This is a genomic window from Verrucomicrobiaceae bacterium (assembly GCA_016713035.1).
Classification (GTDB): domain Bacteria; phylum Verrucomicrobiota; class Verrucomicrobiia; order Verrucomicrobiales; family Verrucomicrobiaceae; genus Prosthecobacter.
In genome coordinates, this window is record JADJPW010000001.1 from 1 (window position 1) to 18,830 (window position 18,830).

The window sequence follows — 18,830 nt, forward strand, 5'->3', positions numbered from 1 at the left end:
CCATTTTTGGAGCACAATCACGCTCCTCACTGGCGTATAGTGGGCATGAACTCTCCTTTTGGCCTCTACCGCCGCGAGATGCTGCGCCAGTCCTGCGCTGGTTTTGGCATGCTTGCGCTCCAGGGTTTGCTAGCGGGCGAGGCAGCGGCCTCTGCCGTCCCTGTGGCCAATCCCATGGCAGCGAAGAGGCCCCACTTCACGCCTCGGGCGAAGCGGATCATCTTTCTCCTCATGAAAGGCGGCCCCTCACAGGTCGATACCTTTGACCCGAAGCCGCTGCTGGATCGCGACCATGGGAAGCCGCCGCCCTTTGCGCTACCGAGGGTGAAATTCGCCCAGACGGGCAATCTGCTACGCTCGCCGTGGAAATTCCGCCAACACGGTCAAAGCGGTCTGCCGGTGAGTGATCTCTTCCCTCATGTGGCGCAGTGCGTGGATGATCTGTGCATCATCCGCAGCATGCATGGGACCAATCCCGCTCACGGTGGAGCCTTGCTGAAGCTGCACACGGGCAGCGATACCTTTGTGAGGCCGAGCATGGGTGCATGGATCAGCTATGGTCTGGAAATACGGAGAATACGGATCTACCCGCCTTTATCACCATCTGCCCTACCCTGGCCCATGGTGGCGTGAATAACTGGGGCAGCGCCTTCCTGCCTGCGAGTACGCCAAGGCACGCCGCTGGGCAATGCCAGCGTCACCGCCGAGCAGGCAGTGGTGAAGCACATCACGAACAAGCGGCTCTCCCCTGCCCTACAACGCATGCAGCTCGATTTTGCCTCGGAAATGAATCGAGATCACCTAGCCGCTGTCGGTGCCAATCAGGCCCTGGAGGCGCGGATAGAGTCCTTCGAGCTCGCTTATCGCATGCAGACATCCATGCCACAGCTCCAGGACATCCGTGGCGAGAGTGAGGCCACCCGGAAGCTCTATGGCATGGATGATCCGCTGACGGAAAACTTTGGCCGTCAGTGCCTCATGGCGCGGCGATTTGCAGAGGCAGGCGTACGCTTCATCCAGGTCACGCATAGTGATGGTTTTGTGCAGTGGGACCAGCACAGTGATTTGCTCAAAGGGCACAGCGAAAATGCGTCCGAGGTGGACAAGCCTATCGCGGGCCTGCTGCGTGATCTGAAGGCGCGTGGACTGCCAGAGGACACTCTGGTGCTCTGGGGCGGTGAGTTCGGTCGCACGCCCGTGGCCCAGGGCAGTGATGGCCGTGATCATAATCCGCATGGCTTCACCATGTGGATGGCAGGTGGCGGGGTCAAGGCGGGCACCGCCTACGGTGCCACCGATGACTACGGTTACTATGCCGCAGAGGATAAAGTCCACATCCATGACCTGCATGCCACGATCCTGCATCTCATGGGCATGAATCACGAGAAGCTGACCTACCGCTTCGCGGGCCGTGACTTTCGCCTCACGGACATCGCCGGTGAGGTGGTGAAAGGTATCATGGCCTGATTGGGCGGACTTATTTCGCAGGCTCCGCTGGGGCGGGCTCTGGCGCGGCCTTCTCCGGCTCGGCAGGTGCGGCGTCTTTCTGCGGCTCTTCTTGAGCAATCAGGCGCAGACGCTCCAGGTCACTCTCCGCCCATTTGCTGCGCGAGCCACTCTGGAGGACTTCACGGGCCACTAGGCGGATATCTTCTGCATTGGGTGATCCTGGATAGACCAGCCGCTCCCATAGATTCAGCACAGCGCTGTCCTCACGCTCCAGCAGTAAGCGGGCTGTCTGCTGGCACATTTCGGCATTCTGGGGCGGATCGAGGTGCAGCCAGGTGAGGAAGATGCTGTACTTTTCATGCGAATAGGGCAGCTGATCGCTATGGCCGGAGAGCAGCATCTGCGTGTCCTTCCAGGTGCCATTTTGGCGGTGATGAATTGCTCTGCGATGTCGGTGTGCTTCGCAGCCATGCTCGCAGCTTGGTTTTCTCTCCAGCTACGTGCTTGTTCTGGCGTGAGCTTTTCTACAGCGTCCTGCGCGGGGAGCGGCGGCGTTCCTCCACCCAAAAACAGCCCACGGAAATCTTTTGCAAGGCGATACACGCCATCAGGAGCGAGCAGTATGGTGCCAGCCATCATCAGCACTCCGAAAGACCAGCCCAGGAAAATCCGCGCCATGCTGCTGGCCTGCGGCTGCACACCATAGACATCTTCATAGTTTGGGCGGCCCCGGTTGAGATAGTTTGCCGGTGGCGCTGTGGTTAGCTCCGGTGCTGGACTAGCACTGGGTGTCGTAGATGCTGCTGCGTCCGTAGTGGGGGGCACGGCTTCTTTGCGCCGCCGTAGCTCGGCCTCCACTTGGCCTTTTTGGAGCGCTAGGCTCCACCACGCGGCTGGGGCCACGCTGGAACACCTCAGCCCCTGGTGCATCCGCATCCAGGCACTCCGCCATCGCATTCAGCGCCTTCACTTCATCCGCAGATTCCCACTTCCAGGCCACGCGTGGGCGGCGGGCACGAGTATCCCATAAATCACGCACTTCTTGGGGCATGCTGGCCGTCATGCGACCTGCCTCGATCCACTTTTTCGCATCGGCCAGTGCCTCAGCATGCTCTTCACCCGCATTTGGAAAAGCTGCATTGAAAAGCTGCTCCGCACGGGCAGGACGGGTGACCGCCAGTGTGGCCGACAGCGCCAGCATGACCTCTGTGGCGGCGCTGTTTTTCATATTTCCCTGCGCAGCCAGGATCGACTCTGCCAGGCGTGCCAGCCGGTGCGTCTCGCCCCGTGTGGCCCACTTTGATGCCACGATGCATGAGATCGCCGCCTCTCCACAACCCAGCTCGATCACTAGGTCTGGCACGCGTGCGAGTTCGGCGAGTCGGTCCTCCTCGCCCTCGAATAGCTCACTGATGAAGGCACTAGCCGGCACGGCACGCTCTGGCTTGGAAAAGGCCTCCGTGCAAAAAGCATCAAAACGCACAGAAATGCCCGCCTGGTGCTTGAGCGAGTCCATCAGGTCGATCGCGGGCTTGCGCAGCTCTGGGGGCAGAGCGGACTCGATCAGCGTCTGCAAGACACCTTCCTTCTGCTCACGCTCGGCCACCGTTTCGAGCAACTGCCCCGGCGCATGTTCCATCACATGCGTGAGGTGTGGGGAGGCGGTCGTGACGGGAGATTCAGCAGACATGACTCTGCATATAAGTGGGGAAAACACGGATGCAAAACAAAGTCTCCCCACTTAGTCCCACCATCACTGCTCCTGCACCTTCAGGCGGAAGAAGCGCATCGGCTCGCCCGATGGTGCGAGCACTACCACAGCGCCACCCTCCGCGAGCGCCACTGCCACCGTTTTGAGTTCAAAAGCAACTACCAATTGATGATGGAGGAGAAAGGCATGCTCATCATCGAGCTGCCCTCGCAAACGTCTTCCGTGCCTTGCAGCACCTCAGCAGGCCGAACCACCCACATCCGCTCTTCCACGCGGTGCTGAAGCCGAGATGCGCGTGGGCCGGTGTACTCTTTGATGGAGACCAGTTGAGGACATGGAGTGAGGAGGCGCGAAGAAGCCTCAACCCACACCTCAGTGCCGTACTTCATATAGCTCTCCGCGTCCGCTACACCGCCTCCCGGCTCTCCCGCAGCAACTGCTGCGCCTCCGCTAACTCGCGGTCAGCGAGCTTCTCAAATATCTCCACCGCGCGATCGGCCAGCGGCAGGCCCTCCGCCGCCCGTCCCTGTCGCAGTAGGGCCAGGGCGAGGTGGTGAGAATGTGCACCGATCAAGTCCAGTCGGCCCAACTGCTCCGCCAAGGGTAAGGCCTGCCGCGCCAGCGCCTCCGCCTGCGTCCAGTCCCGCCGGTTCAGAGCCAGCAAGGCCAGATTCCCTATGTACATGGCCACGCCTTCGCGGTGGCCGACGGTCTGGGCGATGCGCAGGGCCTCCAGGTAGTCCGCCTCCGCAGCCTCCAGCTCTCCGGACCGGCGCTCGGCCTCCGCGATGTCGTTCAGGCAGATGGCTATGCCCTCGTTTTCCGGCTGTGCGCTCCGATGCAGCGCCATAGCCTCCCGGTAGGCGGTAATAGCAGCATGGTAGTCCTCAGTCAATTCATGCCCGATACCACGCAGGCGAATGGCGATTGCCTGCTCGCGTGCCCCGGCCTGGGCCTGGGTCCAGTGGCGGGCCGCGCGCTCTGCGCAGGCCAGCACTTCGGCGGCCTGCCCGCGTTGGTAATACACGAAGCCACTGTCGTAGGCGCGCCAGCCCGCCTTCCCGTGGTCTTGGGTGGCCAGTGCACGTGCCTCTGCCGACTGCACGAGGGCTTGCCACTCATCCCAGCGGCCTTGAAAGTGGAGCACATGTTGAAAGGCATTACACAACTCTTGCAGCCGGTCATTCGGCCCGCTGAGGAAACGCGGCAGGGCGGCAGCCAGGGCAGGCCAGGCGGCATCGATGAGCGGGAAGCGCTCGTGATTGTCCCAGCCGTTTTCCAGGGCCAGGGCGAAGGCGCGGTCCTCCAGGCGCTGGCCGGCCTCGCCGATCAGCTCCGGTTTGGCCACGCGCAGGAAGTCCGCCACCAGCGGCACGAGGGTGTAGTGCTGCTCCTCCGCGTCCGGCACTACTAGGGAACGGTTGATGAGGCTCTTGAGGGCGCGGGTGAGCCAAGGAACGGCGGTTTCCAACCGCTGATTCCCGGCGCTTGAAAAGCGCTTCTCCTTGTCATCGATGAGCAGGGCGATGTGCTCCACCTTCGCCGGAAGTGTGAAGTGGCTCAGGGCACAGAGGGCCTGCGTCTCCTCGGGGGTGAAGTCCTGCACCAGATCGCCAAAGATGAACTCCAGCGGATCATTACCCGGCGGGCAGGAGCGCAAGAAGTCGATGGCGTCCGTGAAAGTGCGGCAGTGGCCGCGGCCGATTTGCCCGGCGGTCCAGCGCAGCAGCAGCGGTTTGCCGCCCGTTTCGCGGTAAAGCACCATCCGCTCCGCCTCGCTGGTCTTGGCGAGATCTGGGTTGTGCCGCGCGAGGTCGGCCAGGGTGTCCAAAGCGGCCTGTTCATCAAGTTTTTCGAGAATCAGCTCCTCAGAGCCGGAGCCGATGCGTCCGCGGCTGGTGAGGATGGCCTTGCAGCCCTGCGGCAGTCGCTTCACGAAGGTGAAGATGTGATCGCGGTCGCCCCGCGCCAGGGATTCGAGATTATCGAGCACCAACAGCGTGCGCGTGGGCCGCAGCGCCTCCAGCACGAGCCGCGCACGCTCGTTTTCGGCGGACTTCGTGATGTCCGCATGCCCTAGCTCGCGGGCGATCTCATTGAGCATCTCCAGCACGCCGTCGATGCGCCCGAGCGAGAGATCGCGCACACCGTCATCATCCAGCTCACGCTGCTTGATGGAGACAAAGACGATGCGCTCAAACTGCTCCGGCGTGCATTCAAGCGCCGCACGCACCGCCAGCGAAGTCTTCCCCATGCCTCCAGGCCCGTCGATGAGCGCCCCCCACGTACGATTCTCCGGATCCAAGGCCTGACGGATGTGAGCCAGCTCTTTTTCGCGACCAAAAAACGGCTGGAGGCGCGGCAGATTGTGAGGGATCGCAGTGCGTGGAAGTACGGCGGGCACGCGCTCGATGTGATGAAGCAGCGCCTCGCTCACCAAACGGCGCAATTCCTCGACAGACGCGAAGGTTTTGCGCACTCGGCCGTCGCAGGCTCGGTTTTTGAAGGCCTTGAGCTTCTTTTGTGCCTCCGCGTCGGCCTCGATGTCTTTTGCCGTGAAGGCGTGATCGTCGGCGGCGATGAAGATGAGCAGTTCCTTTAGTTTGTCCTCGCTTTTGCGCTTCACCGCGTGGTCGAGCTCCATCTCGGTGATCGATTTATCTCCGCCTGCTGGCACCCAGCCGTAGCGCCACGCGTAGATGCCGATGTAAAGGTCTGCTTTATCCACCATGTCGAGCGAGACTTTCACGCCCGTCTGATCCTGCGCGGGCAGCGACTCCATGCCGATGGGAAACACCCCCGCGTCGATGCAGGCGTCCTTCACAGCTTTGCGATGCAACGGCAAATCAATGGCCGTGCTGCTAATCATGGCGGTGATTTGGCCGGGCTTGTGAGATGCGGAAGTGGGAGCGGTCATGCACGAGAGGAAACTCATCCGTATAGAACACCCGCCGAGGCAGCGCGCAAGGAACGGAGAAAAGTGTGCTGTGCATCTGTCTCCTTCTCGTTCCGAGCATCTCAGGCACTCCACCGACTCACTGCTCCTGCACCTTCAGGCGGAAGAAGCGCATCGGCTCGCCCGATGGTGCGGTGATGCTGCGTGTCGTGCCGGTGGGCAGAGGTAGGCCGTTGTTGCTCGGCACATTCCAGAGGGACCAGGTTTGCAGGTTTGTGCTCGTTTCGATCCAGCTTAGGCGGCCTTGTAGGTTCGGGAATTGCACGGTGTAATTGCTCGATCCACTGCCGATGGCTGCCTGGAGCATGCTCGCACCATTAAGCGGCTGCGTGAGGCCGAGAAATTCGTTGTAGTTCGTGATGCCATCTCCGTCGGCATCGGCACTGGGATCACCCGCAGGACTGCTGGAGCTACCGAACTGGGCTAGACGCCATTCTGCATAGGTTTGGCGGCCCGCGATGCTGTTGATCCAGTCCATCACGACCTGAGTGCCATCTGGATCGATGACAGCAGTGCCCAGAGGCGGCATGCGGGTGTAGCCGCCACTGGCGCTGAGGCGATTCCAGATGACAGATTTGTCTGCAAAGCCCCGCACCACGGCTTTATGATCGGGTGCCTGCACATTGCCGACGTGGGCGTCGATCATGGCGGTCTGTGTGAGGCTGAGTTCGGGTCGCAAATCAAAATTCCCGATTCCCGTGCCGCCCGCTTGATGGCAATACGAGCAATTCACCGCCAACCAGCTCCGCGCACGTGTCTCCAGCGTGGCACTGGTATCTGTGGGGGTGTGAAATTTCGGCAGCGTGTTGAACTGTGTCGGCGCATTGCTGAAATAGCCTGCATTGGCGAGGAGCTCCAGGTAGTTGCCAGTCTGGCCTCCCAGCGTGCCCGTGCGATTGAGCTGCGCAGTCTCAAAACTCAATCCATGGCCACCCTGTGGTGTGTGGCATGCTAAGCACTCACTGCGGCTGGGGATACGCCAGTGCACATTCGTGGGCGTGCCTCCGATGGTCACGTTCATGTCAAAATCCTCGCCTCCATCGGCCACGAGGAGGGCATCCGTGCCGGTTTCATTCCAGCGGTAGCTGACTCCATAGCTGCCGGTGGCATTGACCATGAGCAGGCGTGTCTCCAGGCGGATTCTACTCGCTGGATTGCCGCGTGTGACTCGTAGTCGAAGTGCTTGATGAACAGTGCCCCCTCAGGCAGTGACCAGTTTCCATCCTGCACATAGCCGAAGGTGTCCGTATCGTTCGGCAACATGAACCAGCGGCCCTTGATGGCATAATCGCTCCAAAACGGCAGATTGATGTCGTAGCGCTCGATGCCGGGATTGAAGCTCAAATCACTCAAATCGGCAAAAAGGCCCGTTTCGCTCAATTTCGCCGGGAATGTCGTATCGACCGTCTGCGACACGAGACGACGCACTTTGCCCTCACCGTAGTCGAGCATCAAAATGTCGCCATTGGCCGGATCGGGATCGAGCATGAACGCGACAATGCCAGATTCACCCGTGATGCGTTCCACTGTCGGCGGATTGCTGCCATTGCGTGTCAGCGACCAGATGTGTCCGCTGACGAAGTCACCAAAAATGTATTTCCCGGTTAGCGCAGGATATTTGGAGCCACGGTACATCAGCCCACCGGTGACACTACGGCCCTCCAGGGCACCACCACCATGAAAGTAGCTCCACAGCGGCGCGATGGGTGTGAAGCCACCGGGTGGATTGGTCTTCGGCCCTGGTGCTGCGGCCTCCAGATAGCTCCAACCGTAGTTGCCGCCTGGCGTGATGACATTGACCTCTTCCCAGCTATCCAATCCGACCTCCCCTGCCCACATCTCGCCATTCTGCGGGTCAAAGCTGAACTGCCATGGATTGCGCATGCCGATGGCGAAGATCTCCGTGCGCAGTGTGCCTGTCAGAGCCAGTCCATTGAAGCTGGTGGCACCGATGAAGGGATTGTCCGCTGGCACTTTGAAGTAGGCCTGGCTGCTACCATTGAGCACGATGCCAGAGTGCGCATTCGGCTCCAGATTCCCGGCGAGTCGATCCACGTCGATGCGGAAAATGCCGCCCCAGAAGTCCTTGTCGATGCGCTGGGCGTTGTTGTTGCCATCATTGAGCCCACCTGCATCACCTGCGGCCCAGTAGAAGTAACCATCCGGCCCGAATCGGCAGGAGTCGATGTTGTGAATGCTGGAGGGATTGGGGAATGAGATGAAGGGCTGCTCACTGGCGAGGTCTCCCAGATCGAGATTGCCACTCACCGCTGTGAAACGTGAGACGCGGGCATAATCGACACTGCTGATGCGCAGATTGTAGGTGACAAAGAATTGCCGATTCGTGGCGAACTGCGGATGCAGCGCGATGCCTTTGAGCCCCAGTTCATTGCCGTCGTCATACACCGGTAGCGTCATGAAGAGCGACTTCGTCGGCGTGGCACTATGGATGTCGTTGATGAGCCAGATCTGGCCGTTGCGCTGACCGACGAGCACTTTGTTCACACTCCCCGGCACCGCCGCCATGCAGCTCGGGGCATTGAAGTTCATCCCCGGCGTGGAATCGACGACCGCTAAGCCTGTTGTCGGTGGTAGCAGCGGCACGGTGCTGGTCGTATTGGCGATGCGTAGCGCAGAGGTGAAGCTGTAAGTCACCGTGACCGGCGCAGACTCTCCATTGGTGCCGACGAGCTTGTAAGTCAGCGAATCACTGGCTGGAGTGCCTGTGGTGTGCTGGTAAAAAATGCGACCTGCACTATCCACGCTGGCGGTGCCACTGCTCGGTGGTGTGACGATGACCACGCTGCCCACACCAGCGTCGTTTTTGCGCACGTCGAGCAGCGCTTTCTTCGTGTGGCGCATGGTGATGGTATCCGGGAAGGCCGTGGGAGCACCGAGAGCGCTCTGGAGTGACCGCCAGCTCGTGGTGACGGCGAGATTGTCCCACTGCGTATCGCCATCCGCACTGGAGGCAAGGCGCAGGCCGGTGATCCAGTTTGTGCCGGTGTAGGCACGCTCGGCGGCGATGGTGTTGCTGCCTTCCGACCGCGTGAGATCTGGATTCACCCAAAGCAGCAGTTTGTTGGCCACAAAGTCCAACTTGGCCACCACGGTGTAGTTCGTGCCCGCGACGGGCACGATGCCGGAGTAGGTGTGGCCGCTGGCGAGATCATGGATGGCGAACTCCTGCACGCCGCTGCTCGGATTCACCGCAAAAGGCACCCCAAAGAGAAAGCGCTCCGTGCCGAAGTCATACAGACTCATCCCGCCCCAGGTCACGCCGGCATCGCGCTGCATCTCGTAGCGCACGTAGATGGCCTTCGCGGCGGAGGTGTCGGCATCATTGATGGCCCCATCTGCCTCCACGCCATTGAAGCTGCGCATGGCACCAGCATTCCAGGTGCGCAGCTTCCCGGCTGCGATGTAGGGCGAGTTGAACTCATGGCTCCACGCCGCAGGATCACCGGTATAGGCTGGACCAAAGGCGTTCTGGAAATCCCAGTGCTCACCGCCTTGCCGCAGTGCCACAGGGCCATCTCCATATGTAAAGGTATCCGTGCCGATAACGAGATCGCTGCCGCTGGTAGGCGTAGCTGCCGGATACGTCGGCGTCACGACCGCAGTCCAGCTCGTGCCGATGAGGCATTTATCCCAATACGTCGGTGAGTCCCCACCAGAGCCGAAGCGGATGGCGCTGTGAGCATTGGTGAATGCCAATGTCGCATTCGGTGTCCCTGGCTCACCGCCTGTGAGGCTCGGATTCACATACAGCGAGGCAAAACCGGTGGTGTAATCGACTTTGGCGATGATTTGGTATTTCAGACCCGCTACCGGGGCGATACCACTGTAGTTCCACTGATTGGCCCCGAGATTATGGATGCCGAACTCACGGCGGTTGCTGCTCGGATTCTGCGCAAAGGGCACGCCGAACATCAGCCGCTCATTATTGCCCTCATACAGACTCAGGCCGCTCCAGGAGACATTGTCGGCGCTGCGTTGCATCTCGAAGCGGTAATACACCACCTTGTATTGCGAGCTCGTGGCATTGCTGAAGGCACCCTGCGCCTCGGTCCCGTGATACTCGCGTTTTGCGCTGCTATTCCATGTGGTGAGGCGTTTGGAAAAGATGTAGGGCCAGCCTTCGACGTTGTCCCAGTTGCTCGGCGTCTGCGTGTGGCCGATGAAGGCATCATTGGTGGTGCTGTTGTCAAAATCCCAGCCTATTCCGCCATCACTGCCCACGATGTTCCCATTCTCGCCATCGAAGTCCTCACGGGCGATGAGCACATCCGCGCCAGTCACTGCGGTGCTTTGTGGATAGGCCTTTTGCATCGCACCCCAGCTCGACCCCACGGCCACATCGTCCCAGGTCGTCGGCGCACTGCCACCACTACCGAGGCGCAGGGCACTCATCCAGTTATCACCCGTATAGGACCGTGTGGCGTTTGGTAGCCCCTCCGGCTGTGTCAGGTCAGGATTGATCCAGATCGAAAGCCGGTCGTTGAGGAAATCCAGCTTCCCCACAATGACATAGTCCACCCCATCCACCACCGGCACCCCAGTGTAGGTCACGCCACTCTCTCCGATGATGAACTCACGCACACCGCTAGCGGGATTCACCGCATCCTGCACGCCAAAGAAGATGCGCTCATTGTTGAAATCATACACACTCAGCCCACCCCAGGTCGCCCCCGCCGTACGGTTCATCTTCACCCGGTAGTAGGCCGTCCGGTAGCGAGTGCTGGCCAGCGGATTGACCACCCCATCCACCTCCGTCGCATTATGCTCACGCTTCGCCGCAGAGTCCTGGGTCACCAGCGCATTGCCAGTCACCGTCGGTGTGCCGAACACCGCATCCCAGTTCGCAGATGGCAGATGCGTGTAACCAATGAAGGCATTGTTATTCGTCGTGTTGTCGAAATCCCAGTACGTTCCCCCATTTTTGCCTGCGATGGCCCCATTTGCATAGGTGAAGTCATCCTGACCAAAGATCACATTCTGCCCCGCTACCGCGACGGGATTGGGGTCGATCATGGAGGCGAGTTGGAGGCGAAAGCTATCCAAAGCCACCCCATCCTCACGGGCCACCACACGCAGCGTGTAGATGCCGCTACTCGGGATGCTAAAGACCATCGCATTTTGTGCAGGTGTCACCACATTCACCTCCGCCTCGCCACTGCCATCCCAGTTCTGCTGGCCGAATTCCGCCGTCGTATGCGCATAATCCTCATGCCAATCCGCATGCGTGCCACCGACACCATCTGCTAGCTCCACGATCCCCGCATAGATCGAGTCCGAGGCCCCATCATGTCCATCCCAGCGCAAATACAGGCGGTAGGTGCCCGGCGTGGTGAACTGCACGTAGTAATCAATGCTCGGCCCACTGCCCGCACCACTGAAAGGCACCGACCCCGGCCCATTATCCGGCTGCGCCTGCATCAAGAGGCCCCCTGCCCCCGTCGCATTCTCAAAAGTCACGCCCGCTGGCACCACCGCATTTGTAGGTGCCTCTAGCCACTCATCCCCATTGCCTGCCGCCTTTGCATGATAATCCTCCGCCTGTCCCTCCACATAGCCATTGGCCACCACATAAGGCGAAGTAGGCGGCAGCAGTCCCGCATACGCGGAACCCACCAACACCAGTATCAATAGAGAGAAAAAACGAACAAACAGCATGGAGTAAGCCAGGGTAAGACAATGCAGAGTCAAAAAGACCTCAAAGACGATCCTGCCCCCTCTCTCGCTCCTGTCGCGTAGATGAATGAACAAAGCCTGCGCCCCTATTAGGCCTCCTTTCCCCATATTTTGCCCACTTCGTCTGTAAGGGAGCCAACCGAACCTAGTTCATCGCGGACTGCCTTTTTGCCAATGGGGTCGAAAACATCGCGGCGATCACGAAGGTCACTAGGGTGCCACAGGTGATGCGCCAGGGGAAGGACAGCACGAAGGGCGTCTTCACGCCGAGTTGGTTCTGGATGTTCAGCACATTGCTCAGATAGGCCACGGCAAAGATGCCGCAGCACATGGCGATCACATTGCCCACGTCATTGCCACGCGTTTTCGTCAGCACGGCGAGGAGAAAGACGGCCAAGAGCGAGCCGAAGGTGAATCCTAGGATGCCCAGCACCAGCGGCAGGATCTCCACCTTGGGATTATGCGCCATGTAGTAGGCGGTCCATACGCCTACGCCGATGATCAGCACGGCAAAGCCCACGGTGCTCCAGCGCAGCACGGCCATCTTTTCCGACTCTGCGGCATCGGCTCGCAGACGCGGGAGGATGAAGTCACGGCTGAAGCTCGTCGCCAGTGCATTGAGCGCGGTGCTGAGTGAACCCATCGCGGTGGCCAAAATCCCTGCTGTGACGAGCCCCCTCATGCCTGCGGGCATCTCATGCATGATGAAGAAGGGGAAAACCTCTCGTGATTCGGCTGGCAGCGCTACGGAGGGGTGCGCCGTGTAGTAAGCCTTCAACAAGACGCCGATCAAAATGAAGGCTGAGACGATCGGCAGATCGACGATGCCGCTCAAAATCGTGGCGAAGGCACTCTGGCGGCGGTTTTTGGCTGTGAGCATGCGCTGCACGGTGTCCTGGTCGATGCCGTGCGTGCTCATCGTGACAAAAGTGCTGCCGATGATGGCTGCCCAGATGGTGTACTCATTGGTGAGCACATTTTTGATCCAGGCCCACACACCAGGGTCATCCGCCGGTTTCGCGAAATCAAAGAACACAGGCGACTTGATTACGTCCGTCACTGCTCCCCAGCCGCCGGGGATTTTGGAGAGCAAAAAGGGAATCGTGAAGCCCAGTGAGGCCACCAGCACGCCCACCTGGATGAAATCGGTCCAGATCACCGCGCGGATGCCACCCACGGAGGTGTAGATCGCCGTCAGGATCGTCACCAGCACGACGGCGCCTGCGTAGAGCCAGAATTTCGTGTTCGCATCCACCGCACCGCCTTGCCACATCGAGACTGCGATCACCAGAATGATGGCGGAGACATACAGCCGCGTCCCCATCGCCAGCACACGCGTGAACATAAAGAGGAAAGAGGCGAATTTTCTCGTCACAGGGCCAAATCGGCCGCCCAGGAACTCATAGAGCGAGATGACGTTATGTTTGTAGAAAATGGGGATGAACAGAAAACTCACGATGATCCGCGCCATGACGGTCCCGATGGCAAACTGGGCATAACTCCAGTTTTGGCGGCTGTAGCCCGATTCGGGCGCTCCGAGGAAAGTGGCCGCGCTGATCTCAGCGGCCAAAATGGACGCCAAAACGGCCCACCACGCGATTTGCCGGTCTCCGAGCGTAAAACCCTCCACGCTGTCACTTTTGCTCCGCTGCGACAATCCAATGCCGAGGATGATGCCGAAGTAGGCGATGAGGACGATTGCGTCGATGAGGAATGGGGTCATGCAGCGGCGAGACTAGCGGTGTGATGGCCCTGCGGGCAACGAAGAATTTACGCGGCTTCAATTCCCCGCTTTCACCTCATCCCAGACCTTCGTGTATAAGGACAAAGCCTCGCCAACATCTTCGATGACCTCGCTTTTCGCCCGCACGGCCTCTGGCACGGCCACAGCAGGGTTCGCGAGGAATTCTGGGCTCACTTTTTTCATCCCTCCCACATTCGGGCAGACGTAGCCGGTCCACTCCATGTTTTCAGCCGCCACGGCAGGATCGAGCAGGAAATTGATGAACGCATGCGCCAGCGCGGGCTGCGGTGCGGTGGCGGGGATGACCATCTCATCACAGGCCATCACCAGGCCCTCACGCGGCAGGAGCACGCCGACATGGTCATTCTCTGCGACCACTTGGAAAAGATCCCCGCTGTATCCATGGACGAGCACGAACTCGCCGGAGTCGATGGCGCTTTTGTACTGCTCGTTGTCAAAGCGGGCGACCGATTGCTTCCAGCGCTTCACCACGGCAGCGGCGGCGGTGAGCTGCGTGGCATCGCGTGTGTTCACACTATGCCCGAGTGATTTCAGCGCTGCGCCCAGGGTCTCACGCATGTCATTGAGCAGGCAGGCTTTACGATTCACTCCCGGCATCTCCAGGGCTGCCCAGGAGTCCGGTGGTGAGGTCAGGCGGTCTTTGCGATAGGCCAGCACGCCGTAGCCGATGGCGTAGGGTACGCCGTGGCGCATGGTTTTGTCTTCCAGCTTGGCCAGCACCTGCGGATCGACTTGCGCAGCATTCGGCAGCAGCTTGGGATCGAGCTCGCGGAGCAGGTTCTTCTGCACCAGGAGGCCCAACATGTAGTTGCTCGGCACTAGAATGTCGTATCCAGCCGCTCCAGCGCGGACTTTGGCGAACATCGACTCATTGGAGTCAAACGTATCGATCACCACCTCGCAGTCCTGTTCATCCTGAAAGCGCTCGATGAGCTCCGGCTTGATGTAATCCGCCCAGATATAGACATGCAGCTTCTCCGCCGCCTGCGTGGCAGTGCTGAGCAGCGAACAGAGTGCAAACAGAGCGGTGCGCGGTGTGATGGGATTTTTCATGCGGATTTCGGCTTCAACATACGATGCCCCACCGTCGCCACGATCAAGGTGACGACGATCAGCAGGGTGGAGAGTGCATTGATGACGGGTAGCGAGCGGCTGGTCTTCGCCAGACCATACACGCGAGCAGGCAGCGTCGCATTCCCAGGCCCAGAGACGAAGAAGGTGATCACAAAGTCATCCACAGACAAAATAAAGGCCATCATGCCTGCCGCTAGCATTCCTGGCACTAGCAGTGGCAGCACCACACGCCAAGCCACCTGCCACGGCCCCGCTCCCAGATCCCGCGCGGCATCCAGCAGCGCTATATCAAAGCTCTGGAGCCGTCCCACCATCAGTGCGGTCACGTAGCACAGGCAAAAAGTGACATGCGCGGCCAGCACGGTGCCGAATCCCAGCTCCCAGCCCACTTGAACAAAAAACAACTGCAAGGCCACGCCGATCCAGATGTCTGGCACCGCCAGCGGCAGCTCCGTCACCACGAGATGCAGCGATTGCAGCCGGGAGCGATATCGATGCAGGCACCAGGCCGCCAGCGTGCCCAGCAGCGTCGATCCGAGCGTGGCCAAAGCGGCGATTTTCAGCGTGGTCCCCAGCGCAGTCAGCGTCGCACGGTCTTTCCACAGCTTTTCATACCAAGACCAGGTGAAGCCCTCCCAGCGTCCGCCGTATTTGGATGCGTTGAACGAATTCACCACCAGCACCACCAGTGGCAAGTAGAGGAACAGCACCACCAAGCCCAGCATCAGACTGGAGAACCAGGAGCGCTCACTTTTGCCAGTTCGCAGCACGCCTCGGTCACTCATGCGGAGTCCTCCTTCCCACGTCGCAGCGTCAGCCATACCAGCGGCACCGCCGCTAGCGCCAGCCCACAGGCCAGCGCCGCAGCCTGCGGTAGATTCCGATCTGAAAAGAGTCGCTGACCGATTTTGCTACCCAGCATCTCTGCATCCAGCCCACCCACCATCTCTGGTACCACGTAGGAGCCCAGACATGGTATCCCGACGAGCAGCGCGGCGGCAATGATGCCCTTTTTCACCGCAGGCAGCACCACATGCACAAAGGCACGCCACTGCCCTGCACCCAGATCCCGCGCAGCTTCATACTCGCTGAAGTTCAGCTTCTCCATCGCCGCATACAGCGGCAGCACGGCCAGTGGGAGTGAGGTGTAAACCATCACCAGCAACACCGCTGCTGGATGATAAAGCAGCATCGTCCCCTCATCGATCACGCCCAGTGCGCTCAACAATGAGGCCACCGGTCCGCCGGATTGCAGCAGGGATCGCCAAGAGAACACCCGCACCAAAAAACTCGTCCAAAAAGGCAACACCACGATCAGCAGCAGCCACGGTCTCCACGCCGCATCCGCCAGCCGCACACGCCAGGCCACAGGCAGCGCCAGCAGCACGCAGATCAGCGTCGTTGCTCCGCTCATCCAGAGCGTCCGCCATGCCGCTGCTGCATAGCCCGGCTGCGCAAACACCGACCATGCCTCCAGCGTCCAGCCCTTCCCCGCTTCCCCCGTCGTATCCACCGGATGAAAGGCCATGAGGAATAGATTCACCGCCGGTAGCGCAAAGAAAACGCCCATCCACGCCAGTGAGGGCAGCGTCATCCACCATTCATGCTGTCTTCCACGTCCACGCATGCACTTGAATCATCTTTTAGGCCGCGCAGAGCCCGCACCAGGCAGCGCACTGAGGAAAAAGTAACGCGGAGAGCGTAGCACGTCCCCCACCTCGCGAATCGCCATCACGCCCAGCAGCTCACGCAGCCGGTCATGCGCCTGCGGGTGCTTGGCGAGGTGCCGCTCCAAGAAATCCCGCAGCCGCCGATTCGCGGCGAACTCCACCGGCAGCGTCCCCACATTCAGCAGCACCAGCAGGCAAAAAACCGCCGCAAAGACCAAGATCGCAATCCGTGGCACCATCACACGCCCTACCATCAGCCCACCCACAGCGATCAGCGCCGCCACCGGCAGATAGCGCCCCATGCGGATGCAGCTCTGACGCCATTTGAACTCCGACAGGCCCTCCTCATCCGTATGCAGCGCATGCGCAGCCTCATGCAGCGCTGTTGCCCACGCAGTCAGCGTCGTGCCCTGCGCGATGTCACGGTGAAGAAAGAGCCGCCGCCGCGCTGGATCGAAGTAATCGGTCACCACCCCTCCGTGCTCCACGATTTGCACATCCGTCACGCCTTCACTTTGCAGGAAAAGCAGTGCGATCTCCCCACCTGTATGCGCTGTGGGACTGGTCACGCGGCTCCCCTTCCCCATCATGGTCATATACCGCCCCAATGCCCACTGACTGGCAGCAAAAGCGAGCCCTGCGATGACAACGATGAGGAGAAAAACCATGTCCCCACCTTTGGCGCGGTGGGATGAAAAAGAAAACCAAGAACTGTGAATCCACCACGCCCCCAGATTTCTCGAAAGTAAGGGCGAACTCACCGAGGCTACCTGTTGACGCTGCTCCCTCGCGGCTCATCCTGCGCTCACATGAGCGAAAACGCCGCCTCCCAACCGCCCACCGTGGGCATCATCATGGGCTCCAGCTCCGACTGGCCCACCATGCAAAATGCCGCCCAAGTGCTGGCAGATTTTGGCATTCCATTCGAGAAAAAAGTCGTCAGTGCCCACCGCACCCCCGGCCTGCTCTATGAATACGCCACCACCGCAGCCAAGCGCGGGCTAAAAATCATCATCGCAGGCGCTGGTGGAGCCGCTCACCTGCCCGGCATGACCGCGAGCATGACGACGCTGCCCGTTCTCGGCGTCCCGGTGCAAAGCCGCGCTCTCAGCGGCGTGGACAGCCTTTATTCCATCGTCCAGATGCCCGGCGGTGTGCCTGTCGCCACCTTTGCCATCGGCAATGCTGGAGCGCTCAATGCGGGGCTCTTCGCCGTATCCATGCTGGCCAATGAAAACGCCGATCTCGTCGCCAAATTGAAAGCCTTCCGTGATCGCCAGACTCAGAAGGTCCTGGAAAGCCAAGTGGAGCTAGAGAAATGAGTTCCTACTTCCCTCCTCCCACCACCATCGGCATGCTCGGCGGCGGACAGCTCGGGCGCATGTTTGCCCTAGAAGCAAGGCGTGCAGGCTACCGTGTGATCATTTTCACCGATGAGCCCAGCGGCTGTCCCGCAGGCCAATTCGCCGATTTGGAGATCAATGCCGCCTACGACGACGCAGCGGCCCTCCAGCGCTTTTTGAGCCAAGTGGACGTCGTCACCGCTGAGTTCGAAAACATCCCCGCAAGCTGCCTAGAGGCCGTGGAGGCCGTCAAACCGCTGCGTCCCGGTGCCAAGGCCATTTTCACCACCCAGCACCGTGAACGCGAAAAACTCTTCCTTCGTGAAAACGGCATCGCTTGCGCCGAATTCCGCGTGATCGAGGACTTGGCAGGCCTGGAAGCCGCCGTCACCGCTCTCGGTAGGCCCTGTGTGATCAAAACGGCCGCTTTCGGCTACGACGGCAAAGGCCAGTGCAAAGTCAACGCAGACACCGATCTGGCTACAGCCTGGCAGCCCTTCACCGGCCACCGCGCCGTCGTGGAGCAATGGGTGCCCTTTGTCTGCGAAGTCAGCGTCGTCGGTGTGCGCAGCGCAGATGGCAAAATGGCCGTCCATGGCTGTGTGGAGAATCAGCACACGCATCACATCCTCGATGTCAGCATCTCCCCCGCCCGCGTGGAGCCCGCCGTGAAGGAGCAGGCCATCGACCTCTGGGAAGCAGTGGCCGAAGGCCTCAACTACATCGGCACCATGGCTGTGGAAATGTTCGTCACAGCCGATGGTCGCGTGTTGGTGAATGAGATCGCCCCACGCCCGCATAACAGCGGCCACTACACCATCGACGCCTGCGTCACCAATCAGTTCCAGCAGCAGCAGCGTGCCGTCTGTGGCCTGCCGCCCGGTGATCCCACCCAGCACACTCCCGCCGTGATGATCAATCTCCTCGGCGACATCTGGCCCGCTCCCACCCAGCACCCAGACTGGTCCCCAGTGCTCAATCACCCACGGGCCAAGCTCCACCTCTACGGCAAAAAAGAAGCCCGTCCCCGCCGCAAAATGGGCCACTTCACCGTCCTCGGCGACACCATCGAGGAAGCCCTGGAGCACGCCCTGCGCATCCGTCAGGCACTCGGAATCGGCTAAACTCAGTTTGTGCTTCACAAAGGACGCATTTCATGGCGTTCTAC

The 18,830-nt window shown here is 60.4% G+C and carries 12 protein-coding genes and 1 pseudogene; 3 read left to right on the top strand and 10 right to left on the bottom strand.

The genetic code is table 11. The features are described from left to right. Positions 1 to 45: 45 nt before the first annotated feature. Positions 46 to 1,467, top strand: a pseudogene (locus IPK32_00005) (DUF1501 domain-containing protein). A 10-nt stretch (positions 1,468 to 1,477) separates the two neighbouring features. Here the strand turns inward: IPK32_00005 and IPK32_00010 are convergent. The 10 genes from IPK32_00010 to IPK32_00055 all read right to left on the bottom strand — a co-directional run bounded on the left by IPK32_00010 (position 1,478) and on the right by IPK32_00055 (position 16,987). Continuing rightward, positions 1,478 to 1,849 (bottom strand): hypothetical protein, encoded by a 372-nt coding sequence (locus IPK32_00010; protein MBK8090409.1) that lies wholly within the window; start codon positions 1,847 to 1,849, stop codon positions 1,478 to 1,480. A gap of 378 nt (positions 1,850 to 2,227) precedes the next feature. Further along, on the bottom strand, positions 2,228 to 3,139 hold the full coding sequence (locus IPK32_00015; GenBank protein MBK8090410.1) for a hypothetical protein: 912 nt from the start codon (positions 3,137 to 3,139) through the stop codon (positions 2,228 to 2,230). A 427-nt stretch (positions 3,140 to 3,566) separates the two neighbouring features. Continuing rightward, positions 3,567 to 6,077 carry a DUF4062 domain-containing protein gene (locus tag IPK32_00020; GenBank protein MBK8090411.1) on the bottom strand — a complete coding sequence of 837 codons (2,511 nt, stop codon included), beginning with the start codon at positions 6,075 to 6,077 and terminating at the stop codon, positions 3,567 to 3,569. Between the two features lie 118 nt (positions 6,078 to 6,195). Beyond that, positions 6,196 to 7,233, bottom strand: coding sequence for a hypothetical protein (locus IPK32_00025; GenBank protein ID MBK8090412.1), 1,038 nt, complete (start codon positions 7,231 to 7,233; stop codon positions 6,196 to 6,198). Continuing rightward, positions 7,134 to 11,750, bottom strand: coding sequence for a PQQ-dependent sugar dehydrogenase (locus IPK32_00030; GenBank protein MBK8090413.1), 4,617 nt, complete (start codon positions 11,748 to 11,750; stop codon positions 7,134 to 7,136). The genes IPK32_00025 and IPK32_00030 overlap by 100 nt, the downstream gene beginning before the upstream one ends. 205 nt (positions 11,751 to 11,955) lie before the next feature. Next, the gene (locus IPK32_00035) at positions 11,956 to 13,533 is read right to left on the bottom strand and encodes a sodium/solute symporter (protein MBK8090414.1); all 1,578 of its coding nucleotides are present in this window, start codon (positions 13,531 to 13,533) and stop codon (positions 11,956 to 11,958) included. A gap of 57 nt (positions 13,534 to 13,590) precedes the next feature. After that, entirely contained in the window at positions 13,591 to 14,628 is a 1,038-nt protein-coding gene (locus tag IPK32_00040) for a spermidine/putrescine ABC transporter substrate-binding protein (GenBank protein MBK8090415.1), read from the bottom strand. After that, positions 14,625 to 15,434 carry an ABC transporter permease gene (locus IPK32_00045; GenBank protein ID MBK8090416.1) on the bottom strand — a complete coding sequence of 270 codons (810 nt, stop codon included), beginning with the start codon at positions 15,432 to 15,434 and terminating at the stop codon, positions 14,625 to 14,627. Before IPK32_00045 ends, IPK32_00040 begins: the two co-directional genes overlap by 4 nt. Further along, entirely contained in the window at positions 15,431 to 16,243 is an 813-nt protein-coding gene (locus tag IPK32_00050; GenBank protein ID MBK8090417.1) for an ABC transporter permease, read from the bottom strand. Before IPK32_00050 ends, IPK32_00045 begins: the two co-directional genes overlap by 4 nt. Positions 16,244 to 16,285: 42 nt before the next feature. Next, on the bottom strand, positions 16,286 to 16,987 hold the full coding sequence (locus tag IPK32_00055) for a zinc metallopeptidase (protein ID MBK8090418.1): 702 nt from the start codon (positions 16,985 to 16,987) through the stop codon (positions 16,286 to 16,288). A 141-nt stretch (positions 16,988 to 17,128) separates the two neighbouring features. Here IPK32_00055 and purE point away from each other — a divergent pair, with 141 nt between their 5' ends. Further along, on the top strand, positions 17,129 to 17,641 hold the full coding sequence (purE, locus tag IPK32_00060) for a 5-(carboxyamino)imidazole ribonucleotide mutase (protein MBK8090419.1): 513 nt from the start codon (positions 17,129 to 17,131) through the stop codon (positions 17,639 to 17,641). Beyond that, complete coding sequence (locus tag IPK32_00065) at positions 17,638 to 18,786, top strand: 5-(carboxyamino)imidazole ribonucleotide synthase (protein MBK8090420.1); 1,149 nt, start codon at positions 17,638 to 17,640, stop codon at positions 18,784 to 18,786. Before purE ends, IPK32_00065 begins: the two co-directional genes overlap by 4 nt. The last annotated feature ends 44 nt before the right edge of the window (positions 18,787 to 18,830 follow it).

Bases quoted from the DNA above. Each gene is read 5' to 3' on its own strand.
- IPK32_00040 (MBK8090415.1), bottom strand. From the start codon at position 14,628: ATGAAAAATCCCATCACACCGCGCACCGCTCTGTTTGCACTCTGTTCG.
- IPK32_00045 (MBK8090416.1), bottom strand. From the start codon at position 15,434: ATGAGTGACCGAGGCGTGCTGCGAACTGGCAAAAGTGAGCGCTCCTGG.
- IPK32_00065 (MBK8090420.1), top strand. From the start codon at position 17,638: ATGAGTTCCTACTTCCCTCCTCCCACCACCATCGGCATGCTCGGCGGC.
- IPK32_00035 (MBK8090414.1), bottom strand. From the start codon at position 13,533: ATGACCCCATTCCTCATCGACGCAATCGTCCTCATCGCCTACTTCGGC.
- IPK32_00025 (MBK8090412.1), bottom strand. From the start codon at position 7,233: ATGGTCAATGCCACCGGCAGCTATGGAGTCAGCTACCGCTGGAATGAA.
- IPK32_00010 (MBK8090409.1), bottom strand. From the start codon at position 1,849: ATGCTGCTCTCCGGCCATAGCGATCAGCTGCCCTATTCGCATGAAAAG.
- IPK32_00055 (MBK8090418.1), bottom strand. From the start codon at position 16,987: ATGGTTTTTCTCCTCATCGTTGTCATCGCAGGGCTCGCTTTTGCTGCC.
- purE (MBK8090419.1), top strand. From the start codon at position 17,129: ATGAGCGAAAACGCCGCCTCCCAACCGCCCACCGTGGGCATCATCATG.
- IPK32_00015 (MBK8090410.1), bottom strand. From the start codon at position 3,139: ATGTCTGCTGAATCTCCCGTCACGACCGCCTCCCCACACCTCACGCAT.
- IPK32_00020 (MBK8090411.1), bottom strand. From the start codon at position 6,077: ATGACCGCTCCCACTTCCGCATCTCACAAGCCCGGCCAAATCACCGCC.
- IPK32_00050 (MBK8090417.1), bottom strand. From the start codon at position 16,243: ATGACGCTGCCCTCACTGGCGTGGATGGGCGTTTTCTTTGCGCTACCG.